The sequence below is a fragment of the Bradyrhizobium sp. Ken64 genome (assembly GCF_055807555.1).
This window is the reverse complement of the sequence record NZ_JBVVPA010000001.1, coordinates 566,702-581,124: the sequence shown is the minus strand read 5'-3', so window position 1 is coordinate 581,124 and position 14,423 is coordinate 566,702. Positions and strand designations below refer to the sequence as shown.

16 protein-coding genes are annotated in these 14,423 nt (G+C 64.6%); 7 read left to right on the top strand and 9 right to left on the bottom strand.

The window, feature by feature from the left end; genetic code table 11:
* Positions 1 to 26: 26 nt before the first annotated feature.
* Genes AC0L2F_RS02850 through AC0L2F_RS02840 form a run of 3 tightly spaced genes read left to right on the top strand, consistent with a single transcriptional unit; the run spans position 27 to position 2,713 of the window.
* On the top strand, positions 27 to 701 hold the full coding sequence (locus tag AC0L2F_RS02850) for an FABP family protein (protein WP_473247402.1): 675 nt from the start codon (positions 27 to 29) through the stop codon (positions 699 to 701).
* Between the two features lie 19 nt (positions 702 to 720).
* Positions 721 to 1,431, top strand: coding sequence for a RibD family protein (locus tag AC0L2F_RS02845; RefSeq protein WP_007615439.1), 711 nt, complete (start codon positions 721 to 723; stop codon positions 1,429 to 1,431).
* A 10-nt stretch (positions 1,432 to 1,441) separates the two neighbouring features.
* Positions 1,442 to 2,713 carry a flavin monoamine oxidase family protein gene (locus tag AC0L2F_RS02840; protein ID WP_473247401.1) on the top strand — a complete coding sequence of 424 codons (1,272 nt, stop codon included), beginning with the start codon at positions 1,442 to 1,444 and terminating at the stop codon, positions 2,711 to 2,713.
* Between the two features lie 58 nt (positions 2,714 to 2,771).
* On the opposite strand, the gene AC0L2F_RS02835 is transcribed toward AC0L2F_RS02840, so the two are convergent.
* The 8 genes from AC0L2F_RS02835 to AC0L2F_RS02800 all read right to left on the bottom strand — a co-directional run bounded on the left by AC0L2F_RS02835 (position 2,772) and on the right by AC0L2F_RS02800 (position 10,159).
* A complete protein-coding gene (locus AC0L2F_RS02835; RefSeq protein ID WP_473247399.1) occupies positions 2,772 to 3,092 on the bottom strand; it encodes a hypothetical protein in 321 nt (106 codons plus the stop codon).
* Positions 3,093 to 3,256: 164 nt separating this feature from the next.
* The gene (locus AC0L2F_RS02830; RefSeq protein WP_007615434.1) at positions 3,257 to 3,826 is read right to left on the bottom strand and encodes a cysteine hydrolase family protein; all 570 of its coding nucleotides are present in this window, start codon (positions 3,824 to 3,826) and stop codon (positions 3,257 to 3,259) included.
* 127 nt (positions 3,827 to 3,953) lie between these two features.
* On the bottom strand, positions 3,954 to 4,301 hold the full coding sequence (locus tag AC0L2F_RS02825; protein ID WP_473247398.1) for a DUF3088 domain-containing protein: 348 nt from the start codon (positions 4,299 to 4,301) through the stop codon (positions 3,954 to 3,956).
* Positions 4,302 to 4,367: 66 nt separating this feature from the next.
* Positions 4,368 to 5,879, bottom strand: coding sequence for a sensor histidine kinase (locus tag AC0L2F_RS02820; protein WP_473247397.1), 1,512 nt, complete (start codon positions 5,877 to 5,879; stop codon positions 4,368 to 4,370).
* Between the two features lie 505 nt (positions 5,880 to 6,384).
* Positions 6,385 to 6,960, bottom strand: coding sequence for a hypothetical protein (locus tag AC0L2F_RS02815; RefSeq protein ID WP_007615428.1), 576 nt, complete (start codon positions 6,958 to 6,960; stop codon positions 6,385 to 6,387).
* A gap of 197 nt (positions 6,961 to 7,157) precedes the next feature.
* Positions 7,158 to 8,471 (bottom strand): tetratricopeptide repeat protein, encoded by a 1,314-nt coding sequence (locus tag AC0L2F_RS02810; protein WP_473247396.1) that lies wholly within the window; start codon positions 8,469 to 8,471, stop codon positions 7,158 to 7,160.
* Between the two features lie 13 nt (positions 8,472 to 8,484).
* Positions 8,485 to 9,495, bottom strand: coding sequence for an aldo/keto reductase (locus tag AC0L2F_RS02805; RefSeq protein WP_473247395.1), 1,011 nt, complete (start codon positions 9,493 to 9,495; stop codon positions 8,485 to 8,487).
* A gap of 238 nt (positions 9,496 to 9,733) precedes the next feature.
* Entirely contained in the window at positions 9,734 to 10,159 is a 426-nt protein-coding gene (locus AC0L2F_RS02800) for a PaaI family thioesterase (protein ID WP_473247394.1), read from the bottom strand.
* A gap of 66 nt (positions 10,160 to 10,225) precedes the next feature.
* Here AC0L2F_RS02800 and AC0L2F_RS02795 point away from each other — a divergent pair, with 66 nt between their 5' ends.
* Positions 10,226 to 10,855, top strand: coding sequence for an NUDIX hydrolase (locus tag AC0L2F_RS02795; protein WP_473247393.1), 630 nt, complete (start codon positions 10,226 to 10,228; stop codon positions 10,853 to 10,855).
* A gap of 70 nt (positions 10,856 to 10,925) precedes the next feature.
* The gene (locus tag AC0L2F_RS02790) at positions 10,926 to 12,140 is read left to right on the top strand and encodes a hypothetical protein (RefSeq protein ID WP_473247392.1); all 1,215 of its coding nucleotides are present in this window, start codon (positions 10,926 to 10,928) and stop codon (positions 12,138 to 12,140) included.
* Positions 12,141 to 12,311: 171 nt separating this feature from the next.
* Here AC0L2F_RS02790 and AC0L2F_RS02785 read toward each other — a convergent pair whose 3' ends face one another.
* Positions 12,312 to 12,614: a hypothetical protein gene (locus AC0L2F_RS02785; RefSeq protein WP_473247390.1), complete on the bottom strand. Its 303-nt coding sequence runs from the start codon at positions 12,612 to 12,614 to the stop codon at positions 12,312 to 12,314.
* A gap of 194 nt (positions 12,615 to 12,808) precedes the next feature.
* On the opposite strand from AC0L2F_RS02785, the gene AC0L2F_RS02780 reads away from it, so the two are divergent.
* Both AC0L2F_RS02780 and AC0L2F_RS02775 read left to right on the top strand, forming a co-directional pair.
* Positions 12,809 to 13,288 (top strand): hypothetical protein, encoded by a 480-nt coding sequence (locus AC0L2F_RS02780; RefSeq protein ID WP_007615413.1) that lies wholly within the window; start codon positions 12,809 to 12,811, stop codon positions 13,286 to 13,288.
* A gap of 163 nt (positions 13,289 to 13,451) precedes the next feature.
* Entirely contained in the window at positions 13,452 to 14,399 is a 948-nt protein-coding gene (locus AC0L2F_RS02775) for a TAXI family TRAP transporter solute-binding subunit (RefSeq protein WP_063994144.1), read from the top strand.
* The last annotated feature ends 24 nt before the right edge of the window (positions 14,400 to 14,423 follow it).

The window sequence follows — 14,423 nt, the reverse complement described above, 5'->3', positions numbered from 1 at the left end:
TGCCTTGCAATGACGCAAGGACACCCATGCTCCCCCTTCCCGCCGATATCTTCACCGAGCCCGAGGACGTCTCCCCCGACGGCCTTGCCAATCTCGGCCCGCTCCGCCGTCTCGCCGGCAGCTGGCAGGCCGACAAAGGTATCGACATCAATCCGAAGGCGGAGGGGCCGGAGCGGCGGACCTTCATCGAGCGCATCCGGATGGACCCGATCGATCCGCAAGCCAACGGGCCGCAGCTGCTCTATGGGCTGCGCTATCACATCCACATCAACACGCCCGAGGAAGACATCACCTTCCACGATCAGGTCGGCTACTGGTTGTGGGAGCCCGCGACTGGGTTGATCATGCAGACGCTGGCGATCCCGCGCGGGCAGGTGCTGCTGGCATCGGGCAAGGCCGGGCCGGACGACAAGGAGATCTCCGTGACCGCCAAGCGCGGCGACACCGCTTACGGGATCTGCTCGACTGATTTTCTGGAACAAGCGTTCCGCACCGATGCTTACCGCTGCGACATCACCTTCAACGACGACGGCAGTTGGACCTATCTGATCCAGACCGAGTTGTTCGTGCGCGGCGCGCCGTTCAACCATCGCGACACCAACACGCTGAAACTCGTCGCGCCGCCAAAGCTCAATCCCCTCGCGTTGATCCTGAACGATCGCGCCACGGGGAGCGAGAAGGACAATGAGCCGGCGGCCTGAGCGCGGCCCGGAGATGCGCATGAAGCCTTACGTCATTTGCCTGATGCATTCGAGTCTGGACGGCCGCACCCATCCGAGCCGCTGGCGCCCGAAGGGGGCAGGGACGGACTGGTTCGAGAAGATCCACGACGAGCTCGGCGGCGATGCCTGGGTGATCGGCCGCGTCACCGGCTCGGAGTTCGCCAAGGGCGAGCCCTATCCCACGACGGCGGACGCGAACTTTCCGCGTGAAAACTGGTTCGCGCGACGCGACGCGAAAACCTATGGCGTCGTGCTCGATGCGAAGGGCAAGATCGGCTGGGGCCGCTCCGATATCGGCGGCGATCCGATCGTCGTCGTGCTGACCGAGAGTGTCCCCGATTCGCATCTCGCGGGGCTCCGCGGCGAGGGCGTGTCCTATATCTTTGCCGGCAACTCCGAGATCGATCTCGCGCTGACGCTGGACATTCTCAATCGCGAACTCGGCGTGAAGCGCCTGCTGGTGGAGGGCGGGGGCGTCGCCAACGGCGCGTTCCTGCGTGCCGGCCTGATCGACGAGTTCAACCTGATCCTCAGTCCCGCGATCGACGGCGCCAAGGGCGCGCCCTTCGTGTTCGATTCCACGGACTCCGACGGCGACCGGCGTGCACCGCTGAGCGCGATGAGGCTGGAGAGCACGCGGGATCTCGGCGGCGGCGTCCTGCTGCTGCGCTATCTGATCCAGAACGATCCGCAGGCCGTGGGCAAGTAGCAGCACCGAGATGTCGGCAACATCAGAGCATATCGTCATCGTCGGTGCCGGCGCGGCCGGCCTGATGGCGGCGCGCGAGCTGGCGCGCGCGGGCAGGACCGTGACGATCCTGGAGGCGCGCGAGCGCTGCGGCGGCCGCATCCATCCGCTGCCTGCTTCGGAGTTCGGCTACCGCGCCGACGGCGGCGCCGAATTCGTGCACGGCGAGGCGCCGGTCACGCGCGCGTTGCTGCGTGAGGCCGGGCTGTCCCTTCAGGAGATCGAGGGCGAGCGATGGGGCTTCGACGGCGCTGACATCGTGCGCGAGGATCGCCACGATCCGCATGAGGCTGAGCTGCACGCCGTGGTTCGGGAATTGAACGACGACCTCACGGTCGCCGATTTCCTGCGCCGGCATTTTGCCGGGGATGAGCACGCGCGGCTGCGCCATGTGATCGAGCGAATGGTCGAGGGCTACGATGCGGCCGATCCCGAGCGCGCCTCCACGCTGGCGCTGCGCGAGGAATGGATGGCTGGCGGGCACTCACCGCAGGCGCGGGTCAAGGGCGGCTATGGTGGGATGATCGACTTCCTGGCAGCCGAGTGCCGCAAGCTTGGCGTGATGTTTCGCTTCGGCTGCGTGGTATCGGCGATCGAGGAGGAGGGCGGCGCGATCGCCGTTCGCTGTGTCGGCGGCGGCCTGCAGGGCTGCGATCGCGTGATCCTCACTGTTCCGTTGCCGTTGCTGCGCGAGATCAGGCTGCCGAGCCGCGCGCGCGCAAAGGCGGCGGCGGCCGACGACATCGGCTTCGGCAACGTGATAAAAATCCTGCTGCGCTTCAGGCGGCCATGGTGGCGCGAGCGCAAGGAAGAGCTCGCGGACATGAGCTTCCTTTTGTCCGACCAGGCCATCCCGGTATGGTGGACGCAATATCCGAACCGGCATCCCGCGCTGACCGGATGGTTCGGCGGCCCGCGCACGGCAGCGCTGTCGCGCCTCGACCCGCAAGCGTTGATCGATGCCGGGCTCGATTCGCTTGCGACCGTCTTCGGTCTCTCGCGTGAGGACCTCGCGCGCGAGCTCGTCGCGGCCGTTGCGACAAACTGGGCGCACGATCCCTACGCCCGCGGCGCCTATTCCTGGGCAACGCCGCGAACGCGCGAGGCGCAGACGATCCTCGCACGCGCCGACGGTCCGGTGCTGTTCTCCGGCGAGGCGCTCTATCGCGGAGCCGACATGGGCACGGTCGAAGCGGCGCTGGCGAGCGGTCGGCAGACGGCGGGGATGATCTTGCGGGGATAGGCTGGCGCGCAAAGAAAGGCCCGCATTTCGCGAGCCTTTCGTGTTGCGGCCTTTCGTCTTACCAGCGACTGCCGCCGAAGCCGAACGTCACGCTCGGACCGCCGCCGCCGTAATATCCGTACGGTCCGCCGCCGTAATAGCCGTGGTGCCGCGGATAATAGCCGTAGCTCCGGTAGTGCGGACGATGATAGCCGTAATGGTGGTGAGGACGCCAGTGATGGCGATGGCCGTGATGGTGGTGCCTGTGCTGCGCGCTGATATCGGTTAACTGGGCGGCTGGCGCGGTGTGTTTCGCGCTTGAATGATTGGCCGCGTTCGCCGCCGATCCGCCGGCAAGCGCCGCAACGCCGACGGCCATCGCGACAATGAGATACTTCATGTCATCACTCCAGTTGAATGTCGTGTGACAACACCTGGCCATCCGGCGCGTTCCGCCCAGTGCGGGCGTCGAAACGACGCAGTTTCATTGGCGTCCGATTCGCGCGGCGGCGTGCGTCTCGTGAGATTTATTGTCGCATCTCGGGCGTGGCCGTAACTCCGCCCTCACTCTGCCGCGAATGATGCAATCACGTCATCGGTGGTGACGATGCGCGCGAATTCGCCGTTGAGGTTCGACAGCGTCATCGCATGGATCTCCTCGGCAGAATGTCTGTCACCATCCGGCCCGACCCGCTCGAACGTCCAGGTTGCGTCGCGCACCAGCCGCGCGTCGAAGCCGAGATTGCCGGCCATCCGCGTCGTCGTCTCGACGCAATGATTGGTGGTGGCGCCGCAAATGACGAGAGTGCCGATGTTGCCCGCGCGCAGGCGGCTTTCCAGATCGGTGCCGATGAAGGCGCTGTTGACGCGCTTGACGATCACGATCTCGCCCGGCCGCTCGCGTGCCTCGTCCCTGACGGCATATCCGGAGCTCGTTGGCAGAAATGAGGAGGACGGCTTGGTGCCCTCATGACGAATGTGAAAGATCGGCGCGCCGCTGGTTCTGAACGCCGTCAGGAGATCGGCAATACGTGCCACTGCATCCGGGTTATTGCGCCGCTTGCCCGCCGCCTCCCATTCGTCGAACGCACGCTGGACGTCGACGACGATGAGGGCGGGAAGCGCGAGTGACATGAGGGGCGGCTTTCAGACTTACTTGCAGACTTACCTGCAGCGCCGACTATGCGAGGCGACAGTGACGACACGCAATGTCAATTTTCCCTCGTTTCGCGACGTGATTGCAGGCTACGCGCTCTCCCCCTCACGGATGCGGATCGGGAAAGCCGTGGCGTTCGGAGAGCGCGGCTAGGATGGCGTCCTTGTCAGCAATGAACGCGCGGCCCTGATAGCTGCCGGTCTGGTGCGGCGAGGTCGCTCCAACCGCCAGCACGAGCAGCGGCAACGACTGGTTCTCCTCGCCGGCCAGCGCGATCACGGCTTGCCGCGGGCGTGGCCACGGGATGCGCTCGACGTCGAGCTTGCCGGCGAGTTGCGGAAACGAGACCAGCACGCCCTCGATCAGCGCGCAATGCCAGCAATAGAAGCGGCGTCCAGGAAAAGTCGGGTCCTCGAACCCAGGACCCAGCAGAAACAGGCGGTCGCGCGTCATGGGTCGCTCCGAGGTATGGTGACCATCATATCCGATGGCTGACGTCTGGCGGCAGAAGGCCTCGACTCACGATCGCGCCGCGGCCAGCGGCAGGCTGATATGAAAGACGGCGCCTCCGGTCGGCGCGTTGTCGGCCCAGACGCGCCCGCCATGTGCCTCGATGATCGTGCGCGTGATCGAGAGGCCGATGCCCATCCCCTGCGCCTTGGTTGTGAAAAACGGCTTGAAGATTTCGGTTATCTTTTCTGTGCAGATGCCGTCGCCGGCATCTGCGATCGAGATCATGGCCTGATTGCCCGCAAGGCTGGTTCGACCGACGATGCGTCGCCGATCCTCCGGCAGATCGGCCACCGCTTCGATGGCATTCATGACCAGGTTCAGAATAGCCTGCTGGAGCTGCACTTTGTCGGCAGTTACGCGAATATCCGAGGACGATCGGTCCGTCGCGAGCGCAACGTCGTAGGTCAAGGCCTGCACGGAAAGGAACCGAAACACCTCGCCGACCGCCGCGTTGAGGTCGAGCTCGCTCCGCTCTGTGCTGGCCCTCTTCAGAAATGAGCGCACCTGAACGACGATCTCGTTGGCGCGCTTATCGTCTCGGCGAATGTCACCCAGTATATCCCTGATCACGCCAAGGTCAGGTGCCGGTATCTGCAACAGCTGCTCGGCGGTCTCAGCATTGATCAGAATGGCGGCGAGCGGCTGGCTCAGCTCATGCGCGATTGTGACAGACATCTCGCCCGCGGTGGCAAGGCGATTCATGTGGGCAAGCTCCGACATGCGTTGGCGCGCTTCGACCTCCGCCAGGAATCGCAGCCTGCGCTCGCGCAGGAGGATGACGATCATCGTCGCCTGCACCAGCACCAAGCCGACACTGATCATGACGCGCCAGTAATACTGCTCCCAGAAACTCGGTTCTCGGAAACGCACCTCGCTGCCCGGAGGCAGATTTGCTTCGTCCACATTCCAGAGCTTGAGCTGTCGCCAGTCGAAGATCGGCTTCACGTTGTCCCCGGCAACGGGTGGGATGCTCGACGGCGATTCGCCGCCGAGAATCCGCATTGCCAATTGGCCGGCCTCCCGTCCGATTGTTTCGGGCAGCAGCAGGAAGCCGCCAACCCCGGTTCGCCCGAGAAATGTGTCGGAGGTGATGATGATCGGTCGGTTCGCGCGCTCGGCGACACGCGCAAGCGCCGCGGCCGGCAAATAGTGGGTGCCTTCGCCGTCGGAATACATCGCCGAGGTCAGAATTGCTGAACGAGGGGGCAAGGAGCCGACCCGTTCGCGCACCTCCCGCAGCACCATACCGGACAGATCGATGATTTCGAGATCCGGCATCGTGGTCGCGAATTCCTGTTTCCAGTGGCCATATATCAGCGGATTTTTCCATGCATCGCCAACGAGGACGACGCCCGTCAAGTCGGGAACGACCGCGCGTGCCGCAGTCAGTATCTGCGCCGGAGACACCTTGGCAAAGATTGCGGTCGTGCCGGGCAGGAACAGCGCGCGCGTCTCGGGCAGATCGGGCACGAAGCCGTAAACCACGGGTGCGGCGGGCCAGATGTCGTGCTTGCGCACCTGAAGGAATTTCGCCGACGCGACGCCGATCGAGACGATGACGCCGATCGACCGATGTGCGTATTTGGTCTTGAGATGACCGACCAGGCTCTCCTCGTAGTCCGGTCCCGGGAAACGGGCGAGATCGAGGCTTTCGCCGTAGATCACGGTGTGGATCTGTCCATTTTCCTTCGCAGCCGTGCGGATACCTGCAAAGATCTCCGAATAGAATGGCGAACGAAAGTCGGCGTCTTCCAGCACCAGGATAGAGCGCTGCCCCGGACTGTCGGCTGCAGGGCACTCATGTGCCAGGGTTGCGAACAGGCAGGCGATCAGGAGCCGTTTGATCGCGATGACCATCCTCATTGCTGACTCTGCGCCTGGCCTGTGTTTGCAACGGGCGCCTCCTCGATGAGGACGCATCCGAGCATACCTGCCGGTTCCGAAGTTTCAATGAAGGATTTGATCCGGCTGTGCCGTGCAGGTGGCGGTTCACCTCGCCCGCATGCAGAGCGAAGAAGGTCCGCTATTTGAACGGATCCTGGATCGACGGCGCCGACTGCCTGATACGACGCACGCTCACGGGCGTGCCGTCGGAAACGAACAGCAGTTCGTAGCGGCGGCCCTCGCTGTCGGTGGCGGAGCAGGTGACGTCAGTCACCTTCTTGGCGGCGAAATTGCCGGTCTGGCGGCAGAGGCCGGTGGAGGTCTGCTCGGCCGGGACCGGGAGCCCGTCGACCTTGGGGCGGTCCTTGGAATTGAGCAGCATGCGGTCGATCGGCAGCTCATAGGAATTGTCGTCGGCGCGCTTGCCGTTCTCGCCGGAGAACGACACGACGTGATTCTCGTCGGCGGGATCGTCGACCGCGACCGCGAAATTGACCCGGCCCTTGTCACCATGGGCGTAGGCCACCGTCTTGCAGGCAAAGGTGCGGCCCGCGACCTTCAGCGTCTTGCAGTGGCCGGACATCAGCGCCAGCAGGTCGACGAAAGAGTTGGCGGCCGTAGGGTTGTTCACGGGAATCGACAAGGAAGACTCGGCAAAACAAGGGCTTGCCAAGGTCATGAGGGCGGCGGTGAGGACTGGTCCGCAGAGGCGCATCGGAAGGCTCACATGCCAGGGAACCACGGAAAAGTTCCGTCCGATAACCAGCGAACCGCAAATTGGTTGCGATCCCGTTTGTTCAGCCCAATCCGTCTGAAATACCACCGCGCCACCCCAACGGCGATTCGCCCCTATCGCCCAATCCATTCCCGGCCGGCACTTGCCGTCAGGCCGGTGTTTTTTTCGTGGCAGGGCTACCCCATTGCCGCCTGCCAGCGCGCATCGCGCAAGGATGGGCGGCGGTGCAGGCGGGCATTGAGCAGCGCGCGGGCGCGGGGCAGCTCGCCGCTGCGCATCAGGGCAACGACAAAAGTGTCCTCGATCAACTCGCGCTGGGCGTGGCTGCCGCCGACGCGCACGACCTCACCGAGAACCGGCGCGAGCATTTGCACGCACGCCACGTATTGCTCGTCCGCGAAGGCGGCCAGCGCGCGGCAGACCGCCGGTACCACGGGACCGGCCGGCAGCTTGCCATCGGCGAGCCGCTGCTCGATCGCGGCAAGACGTGTGGCGAGCGCCTCGCGATTTTGCGTCGCAGCCGCGAACAGCGCCATGTGGACGTCGGCGAAGGGCAGGCTCGATTTCGGAAACAGCTTTTGCGCGGTGGCATCGGCTTCGACCCAAAGCGCCCTCGGCACGGCGTGGCCGTAAGCCGACAGGCGCCAGAGCAGTGACGCACCGTCGGTGACGACATTGAGCGGCGGCGCCTGTGTGGCCTTTGGCTGCAGCACATCGGCATAGATCGCGAGCGCCCGCGCGGCATCGCCATGCTCCAGCGCGCCCAGCGCCTGATGCCAGCGGATGTGGCCGTGCAAGATCCCGGCGCGGTCGTAACAGGGGATCCAGTCGTCGACGAGCCGGTCGGCCGCTTCGATCGAACCGTCCTCGAACATCGCATGCAGCACGGCGTGCGCGGCATGGGCATTCTGCCGGCGCAGCTCGAAGCCGCGCTCGGTGACGCCGCGGCCGCGACTGAAATTGCCGTTCTCGGTCATCGCCCAGCCGTACATGGTGAGGAACCACCAATCCTCGCCATAGTGATGCGCGACGCGCTCGCACAGCTCCTGCCGCGCGCGGTCGTGATCGGCCATGCCGGAGAACGCGAACAGGCCGAAGGCGCCGAGCGGCAGCGACAGCACCAATGCATCGCGCGGCCACGCCTCGACGTGCTTCATCGTCGCCGCGATCGCCTCCGGCAGCCGGCCCTCGATTGCGAGCGCCAGCGTCTCGACATGCGAACGCTCGCGTTCCGTGCCGCGTTTCGCCACGAGCTCGCGCGCGAGGGCCGCCTTCTGCCGCGCCAGATCGCCTTGCTGATAGAAGCCATGCAGGCGGGCGCGGGCGATATGGGGCAGCGCAAAATCCGGATCGGCCGCAATCGCGCGCTCCAGCGTCTCCGCCGTGCCGGTCCAGCCCGCGAGCATGAGGTCGACGCCTTCGCGATAAGCGGATGCCGCCTCGGGCGAAGCGGTGGAGAGCGGCAGGCCGTAGCGATCTTCGAGAGCCATTCCTGTCTCCGGCTTAGGCCGTCCGCGCGCGGCGTCCTTCGATCGGATAGGCCGGGTCGTTGTAGCCCGGCGTCGAGGGATGACCCGGCACGACCAGTCTGTCGATCAGCGCCTCGTCCTCCGCGGTGAAGCGATAGTCGAGCGCGCCGGTGTAGCCGTCCCATTGCTCCTCGGTGCGCGGACCGGCAACGATCGAGGAGACAAAGGCGGAGTTCAGCACCCAGGCGACCGCGAACTGGCCGGCGGTGATGCCCTTTTTCTCGGCGTGGGCCTTGATCTCCTGCGCCAGCTGGAGCGATTCCGGCCGCCATTCGGTCTGCATCATGCGCGTGTCGTTGCGGCCCGCGCGCGTCTCCTTGTCGGGAGCAGCGTCGGGCTTGTATTTGCCGGTCAGCACGCCGCGCGCCAGCGGGCTGTAAGGCACGATGCCGAGGCCGTAATGGGAGCAGGCCGGAAAGTGCTCGACTTCGGGCATGCGGTTCATGGCGTTGTAATAGGGCTGACTCACCGCGGGCCGGTCGATGCCGAGCCGGTCGCAGATGTTGCAGATTTCGGCGACGCGCCAGGCGCGGTAGTTCGAGACGCCGAAATAGCGCACCTTGCCGGCGCGGATCAGGTCGCCCATCGCGCGCACCGTCTCCTCCAGCGGCGTCGAATGGTCTTCCTTGTGCAGATAATAGATGTCGATGTGGTCGGTGCCGAGCCGCTTCAGACTCTCATCCGCCGCCTGCAACACCCAGCGCCGCGACAGGCCGACACGGTTAGGATCGTCCCCCATAGGGTTCGCAAGTTTCGTCGCGAGCACCCAGGCGTGACGGTTGTTGCCGATGGCGCGTCCCACGACCTCTTCGGATGCACCCTTCGAATAGGCGTCGGCGGTGTCGATGAAATTGATGCCGGCCTCGTGTGCCTTCGCGATGATCCGCCTTGAGGTGGCTTCATCGGTCGGCCCGCCGAACATCATGGTGCCCAAGCAGATCGGCGACACTTTCAGGCCGCTGCGGCCGAGTTGGCGATATTGCATAGGCTGTCCTCTGCTTTGCTGGAGCGACCAGCATATCCAGCTAACTCCGTCATTGCGAGCGCAGCTAGGCAATCCCTCAGCGTCGTCCCGGCGAAGGCCGGGACCCATAACCACAGGATGTGGTTTGGCGAAGATTCGGAGTTACCAGCTTCGCGCTGCAATTTTTGCCTCGGAGTATGGGTCCCGGCCTTCGCCGGGACGACGGCGGAATGTGTGGAGCGCAGTGAACGTAGCACCGCTACCCCGGCCCCTTCAAAATCTTGAACACACCATTGGCCATCACCACGCAGCGGCCGTCCACGCTGACCTCGGTGCTCATGAAGATCAGGCTGCGCGTCGAGCGCACCACGCGCGGGCGGGAGATCAGGACATCGCCGATCTGGCCGGCTTCGACGAAATGAGTGTCGAGCTGCACCGTCGCCATGAACTCCTTGCCGGAGACGTAGCGGGCGGTCATGCCGCAGGTACGGTCCGCGAACGTCATCATCACGCCGCCTTGGACCATGCCGCGCCGATTGTGGTGCTTGTCCTCGGTCGCAAGTGCGAATTCGTATTGGCCGTCGACCTTGCGCTCCCACAGGGGGCCGATCAGATGCATGAAGCCCGTGGTCTCCAGGATGGTCCAGCCGTCTGCTTTCAGCCGTGCGGCTGTCTTGTTGGTCATGTCGTCCAATTCCTGCGCGGATCGTGCGATCTCATTTCATCGGGGCCGGACGTGGTGTAGTCAAGCATGATGAGACCGTTCGACGATGCCACACGGCGGAATATCGCGGCCGCCTGCGCGGCCTTCACGCGGCTGCCGGAGGACGAGGCGCCGGCGGCGTTGAAGCGCGCCGCGGTGGCAGTTGCGCTGACTGCGGCCAGCGAGAACGACGACACGGCGTTGCTGCTCACGCTGCGCGCATCGCATCTGCGCGCCCATCGCGGTCAATGGGCCTTGCCCGGCGGACGCTGCGATGCCGGTGAGACGCCGGTCGAGGCGGCGCTACGCGAGCTCGACGAGGAGCTTGGCCTGCGTCTCACCGGCGCGGAGGTGCTCGGCACGCTCGACGATTATCCGACCCGCTCCGGCTATCTGATCACGCCGGTCGTGGTGTGGGTCGCCGATAGTGCCGCGATCAAACCAAACCCGGACGAGGTCGCCTCCGTCCATCGCATCGCGCTCGCGACGGTCGAGCGCGAAGATGCGTTCGATTTCGTCGGGATCCCCGAGAGCACGCGCCGTGTGATCCGCTTCCATCATCAGTCGAGCTTGATCCACGCACCGACGGCGGCGCTGATCTACCAGTTCCGCGAAGTGCTGGCAGGACGGCACACCCGCGTCACCGAGCTGGAACAGCCGGTATTCGCCTGGAAGTGACGCGATGGGCGAAAAAGAGGTAAACGGCGCGTTAACGTGACAGTTACCGGATGCCTGCTAAGAGGGCAGCATGCATCGATCGATTCGAAATGCCGTGAGACTGGTTCCACTCGCGCTCGTCCTGCTCGCGCCTGCCGCGCGCGGTGGCGAATCCGACGCGCTTCCCCCGGCCGTCCGCAATGCCAAAGCCCAGCTGTTATCGCAGTTTTTCGCGCAAGGCGGTGTGTCGCCCGCCGTGCTCGAATATCGTCGCAAGCTTGCGGAATATCAGGCGGCACGTGCCGCCTTCGACCAGGAAGCCGGCGCCTACTGGAGCCAGATCTCCGAGAAGCGGAAAGGTCGCAACGCCAAGCGGCGCAGCGGTCAGCAGATCACGCTCGACGATTACGTGCTGGAGCATCCGCCGCTCTATAGCGGCCCGAAACGGCCGGTGAATCCGGAGCCGGAGGAAAGCCCGGACCGTCCGACGAGAAAGCCGATCCCCGTGGTCGCCGATCTGCTGCGCGCGGCGCAGGAACTCTATCAGTTCACGCCGCAGCGGCCGTCCGGCGAAGTCGAATTCAAGCGCGTCTATGCGCGCTACGCGCTGGCCTCGGGGCTGACGCGCGAGCAGGCGGTGCGGGTCTACGCGTTCGAGACCGGCGGCACCGGCAGTTACGACGTGCAGGCGGGAATCGAGCATGGCGGCAAGCGCGCCATTTCGACCGCGATGGGCTACAACCAGCTGCTGACGACCAACAGCGTCGAGCTGCTGGCCGAGCAAGGCCATGAATTCATCCGCGCGCTCTCTGACAAGGTCGCGCGGACCTCAGGTCCGGCGCGTCAGTCGCTCGAGCACAAGCTCACCGTTCTGAAGAAAATGGTGGCGCATGCCAAGTCGGTGCCCGACTCCTGGTCGGAGCACGAGAAGATCGGCAACACCGCGCAGGGCTGGGCCATGCATGCCATGGTGCTCGACATCGATATCGGTCCGATGCTGCAGACCCACAAGCTGCTCACCTCGGTGCTGTTCGCGCGGGCCAAGGGCTACACCCGCCCGCTCAGCGCGGCCGAGCTCGAGATGATGAACCTTACTGGCGACGGCACCGGCCTCGACATGGTGACGATGCCGCAGGCAATGCGCGAGCAGGTGCCGACCTCGAACTTCTTCCAGCGCGGCGGCTACGAGCGCAACCCGGTCGCGATCCGCCACAACACGGTGGCGAAGCTGCTGGCGGTGACGGACACGAGGATGGACAGCAACAGCAACAATGCCGGCGCGCGGGAACTGGCCGGGGCGTTTTAGTTCACGGTAGCTGTCATGCCACGCGCAAGCGGGGCATCCAGTACGCCGCGGCGTCTCGGTTCAAGCACAACTGCCTCTGGAATACTGGATCGTCCGCCCCAGTGCGCAATTGCGCACAAGGCGGACGATGACACCGAGTGCGTGGTGGCGCTGTCGCCCGCCGTCCCGTCCCTACTGATCCGACCCGAACCTGAACTTGCCGTCGCCTTCCAGGTACGGGCCGCTGCGCATGTAGAGCTGACCGTTGTGGCCGAGGAAGAACAGCGTGCCCTTCGGCACCTTTTTGGCACCCTTCAGAAGTTCGCCGGCATTGCTCGTGCCCATCTTGTAGGAAAAGGTCTTGCCCTCCTTGTCATAGGCGTAGCCGGTGTCGGGCTTGAGCTCCCAAGGTGTTGCAGCGGTCTGCGCCAATGCGGGCGCCGCGAACGCGCCGAGCACGGCCGTCACCAAAAGAGTCTTTGTCGAAAATGCCATCACCCTATCCTCCCCATCGAGGCTCCCGGCTTGAACAAATCACGAACGGTGCTTCCAGGTCAATTTGCGAAAGCGCCGCAGCGCATCACGTCTTGCCGAGCAGTTTGTGATTTTCCCTTCGTCCCCGCGCGACTATGTTCCGCTTTCCGTCTAGAACGCAATTCGACAAAAACATTGGGTAGGGGATGATTCGAATGAACCTCGTCATTAAAGCTTGCTGGGCCGCCGGCCTGATGCTGACGGCGCTCGCGCCGGCCGCCCGGGCCGATGATTACCAGCTCAGCCACAACCAACGGATTTCGTGCAGCCGCGGCCTGGCCCCAGGCAAGCTGAACACCGCGACCTGCAAGTCCTACACCTACCTCTTCAACACCAAGACCTCGGAATATTTCCGCTGCCAGGTCTCGCTGGCGCTGACCCGCGACAACAAGGAAGTCATCAACGTCCAGACCGACGGTGCCTGCACCAAGAAGCCGCGCATCTTCGAGAGCGACGGCCATTACGATTTCGACGCCACCGAGACCGAGCCTCCGAACACCAATTCGTTCTTCGGCCCCGGTGGCTACTCGGTCTGGGCCGCCGACGTCGGCGCGCAGAAAGTTCGCGGCTGCATCATCATCTCCTCCGGCCTCGGCTCCGACATCTCCAAATGCCTGGACATGACGTTCCAGTGAGGGGCGGCCCCGATCTGGCTGCGCCACCTCGCCGCACCCGCCGGGTTCCGCAAAAATCGAGCCAGGACAGCCATTTACCGCACTCCTGTTTTGACTTTTGGATGGGTTGACCCGCTCCCCTCATCCGGCCAACTTCCCGGCCGGTTTGGGGAGTAGAAAGATCATGAAACGGACGATTTTCGGCGCGGCTGCGGCTCTTGCTCTGGCGGCGTCGGCACCTTGCGCGCAGGCGCAATCCTTCATCAACGTGCTGACCGGCGGCACCTCCGGCGTCTACTATCCGCTCGGGGTCGCGATCGGGAAGATCTACGGCGACAAGATTCCGAACGTGAAGACGCAGGTGCAGGCCACCAAGGCGTCAGTCGAGAATCTGATCCTGCTCCAGCAGGGTCGCGGCGAGCTGGCGTTCACGCTGGGCGACTCGTTGAAAGCGGCCTGGGACGGCGAAGAGGAGGCGGGCTTCAAGACCAAGCTCGACAAGCTCAGGACCATCGGCGCGATCTATCCGAATTACATCCAGATCGTCGCGACCGCCGAGAGTGGCATCAAGACGCTGGCGGACCTCAAGGGCAAGAGCCTCTCGGTCGGCGCGCCGAAATCGGGTACGGAGCTCAATTCGCGCGCGATCCTGGCGGCAGCCGGCATGAGCTACAAGGATCTCGGCAAGGTCGAGTATCTGCCGTTTGCCGAATCCGTCGATCTCATGAAGAACCGCCAGCTCGGCGCGACGCTGCAATCGGCCGGCCTCGGCGTGGCCTCGCTGAAGGATCTGTCGACCTCGAGCCCGATCACGGTGGTGTCGGTGCCGAAGGAGACCGTCGACAAGATCGGCCTGCCCTTCGTCGCTGCGACCATTCCCGCCAACACCTATACCGGGCAGGACAAGGACGTACCGACCGCGGCCGTGATCAACTATCTCGTCACCAGCTCGGCGGTGTCGGACGATCTCGCCTATCAGATGACAAAGCTGGTCTACGAGTCGCTGCCCGAGCTCGCCAACGCGCATGCGGCCGGCAAGGAGATCAAGCTCGAGACGGCGGCCACCGGCAGCCCGGTTCCGCTGCACCCCGGCGCGATCCGCTATTACAAGGAAAAGGGGCTGATCAAGTAAGGTCGACCCTCGTTATCGGACGTC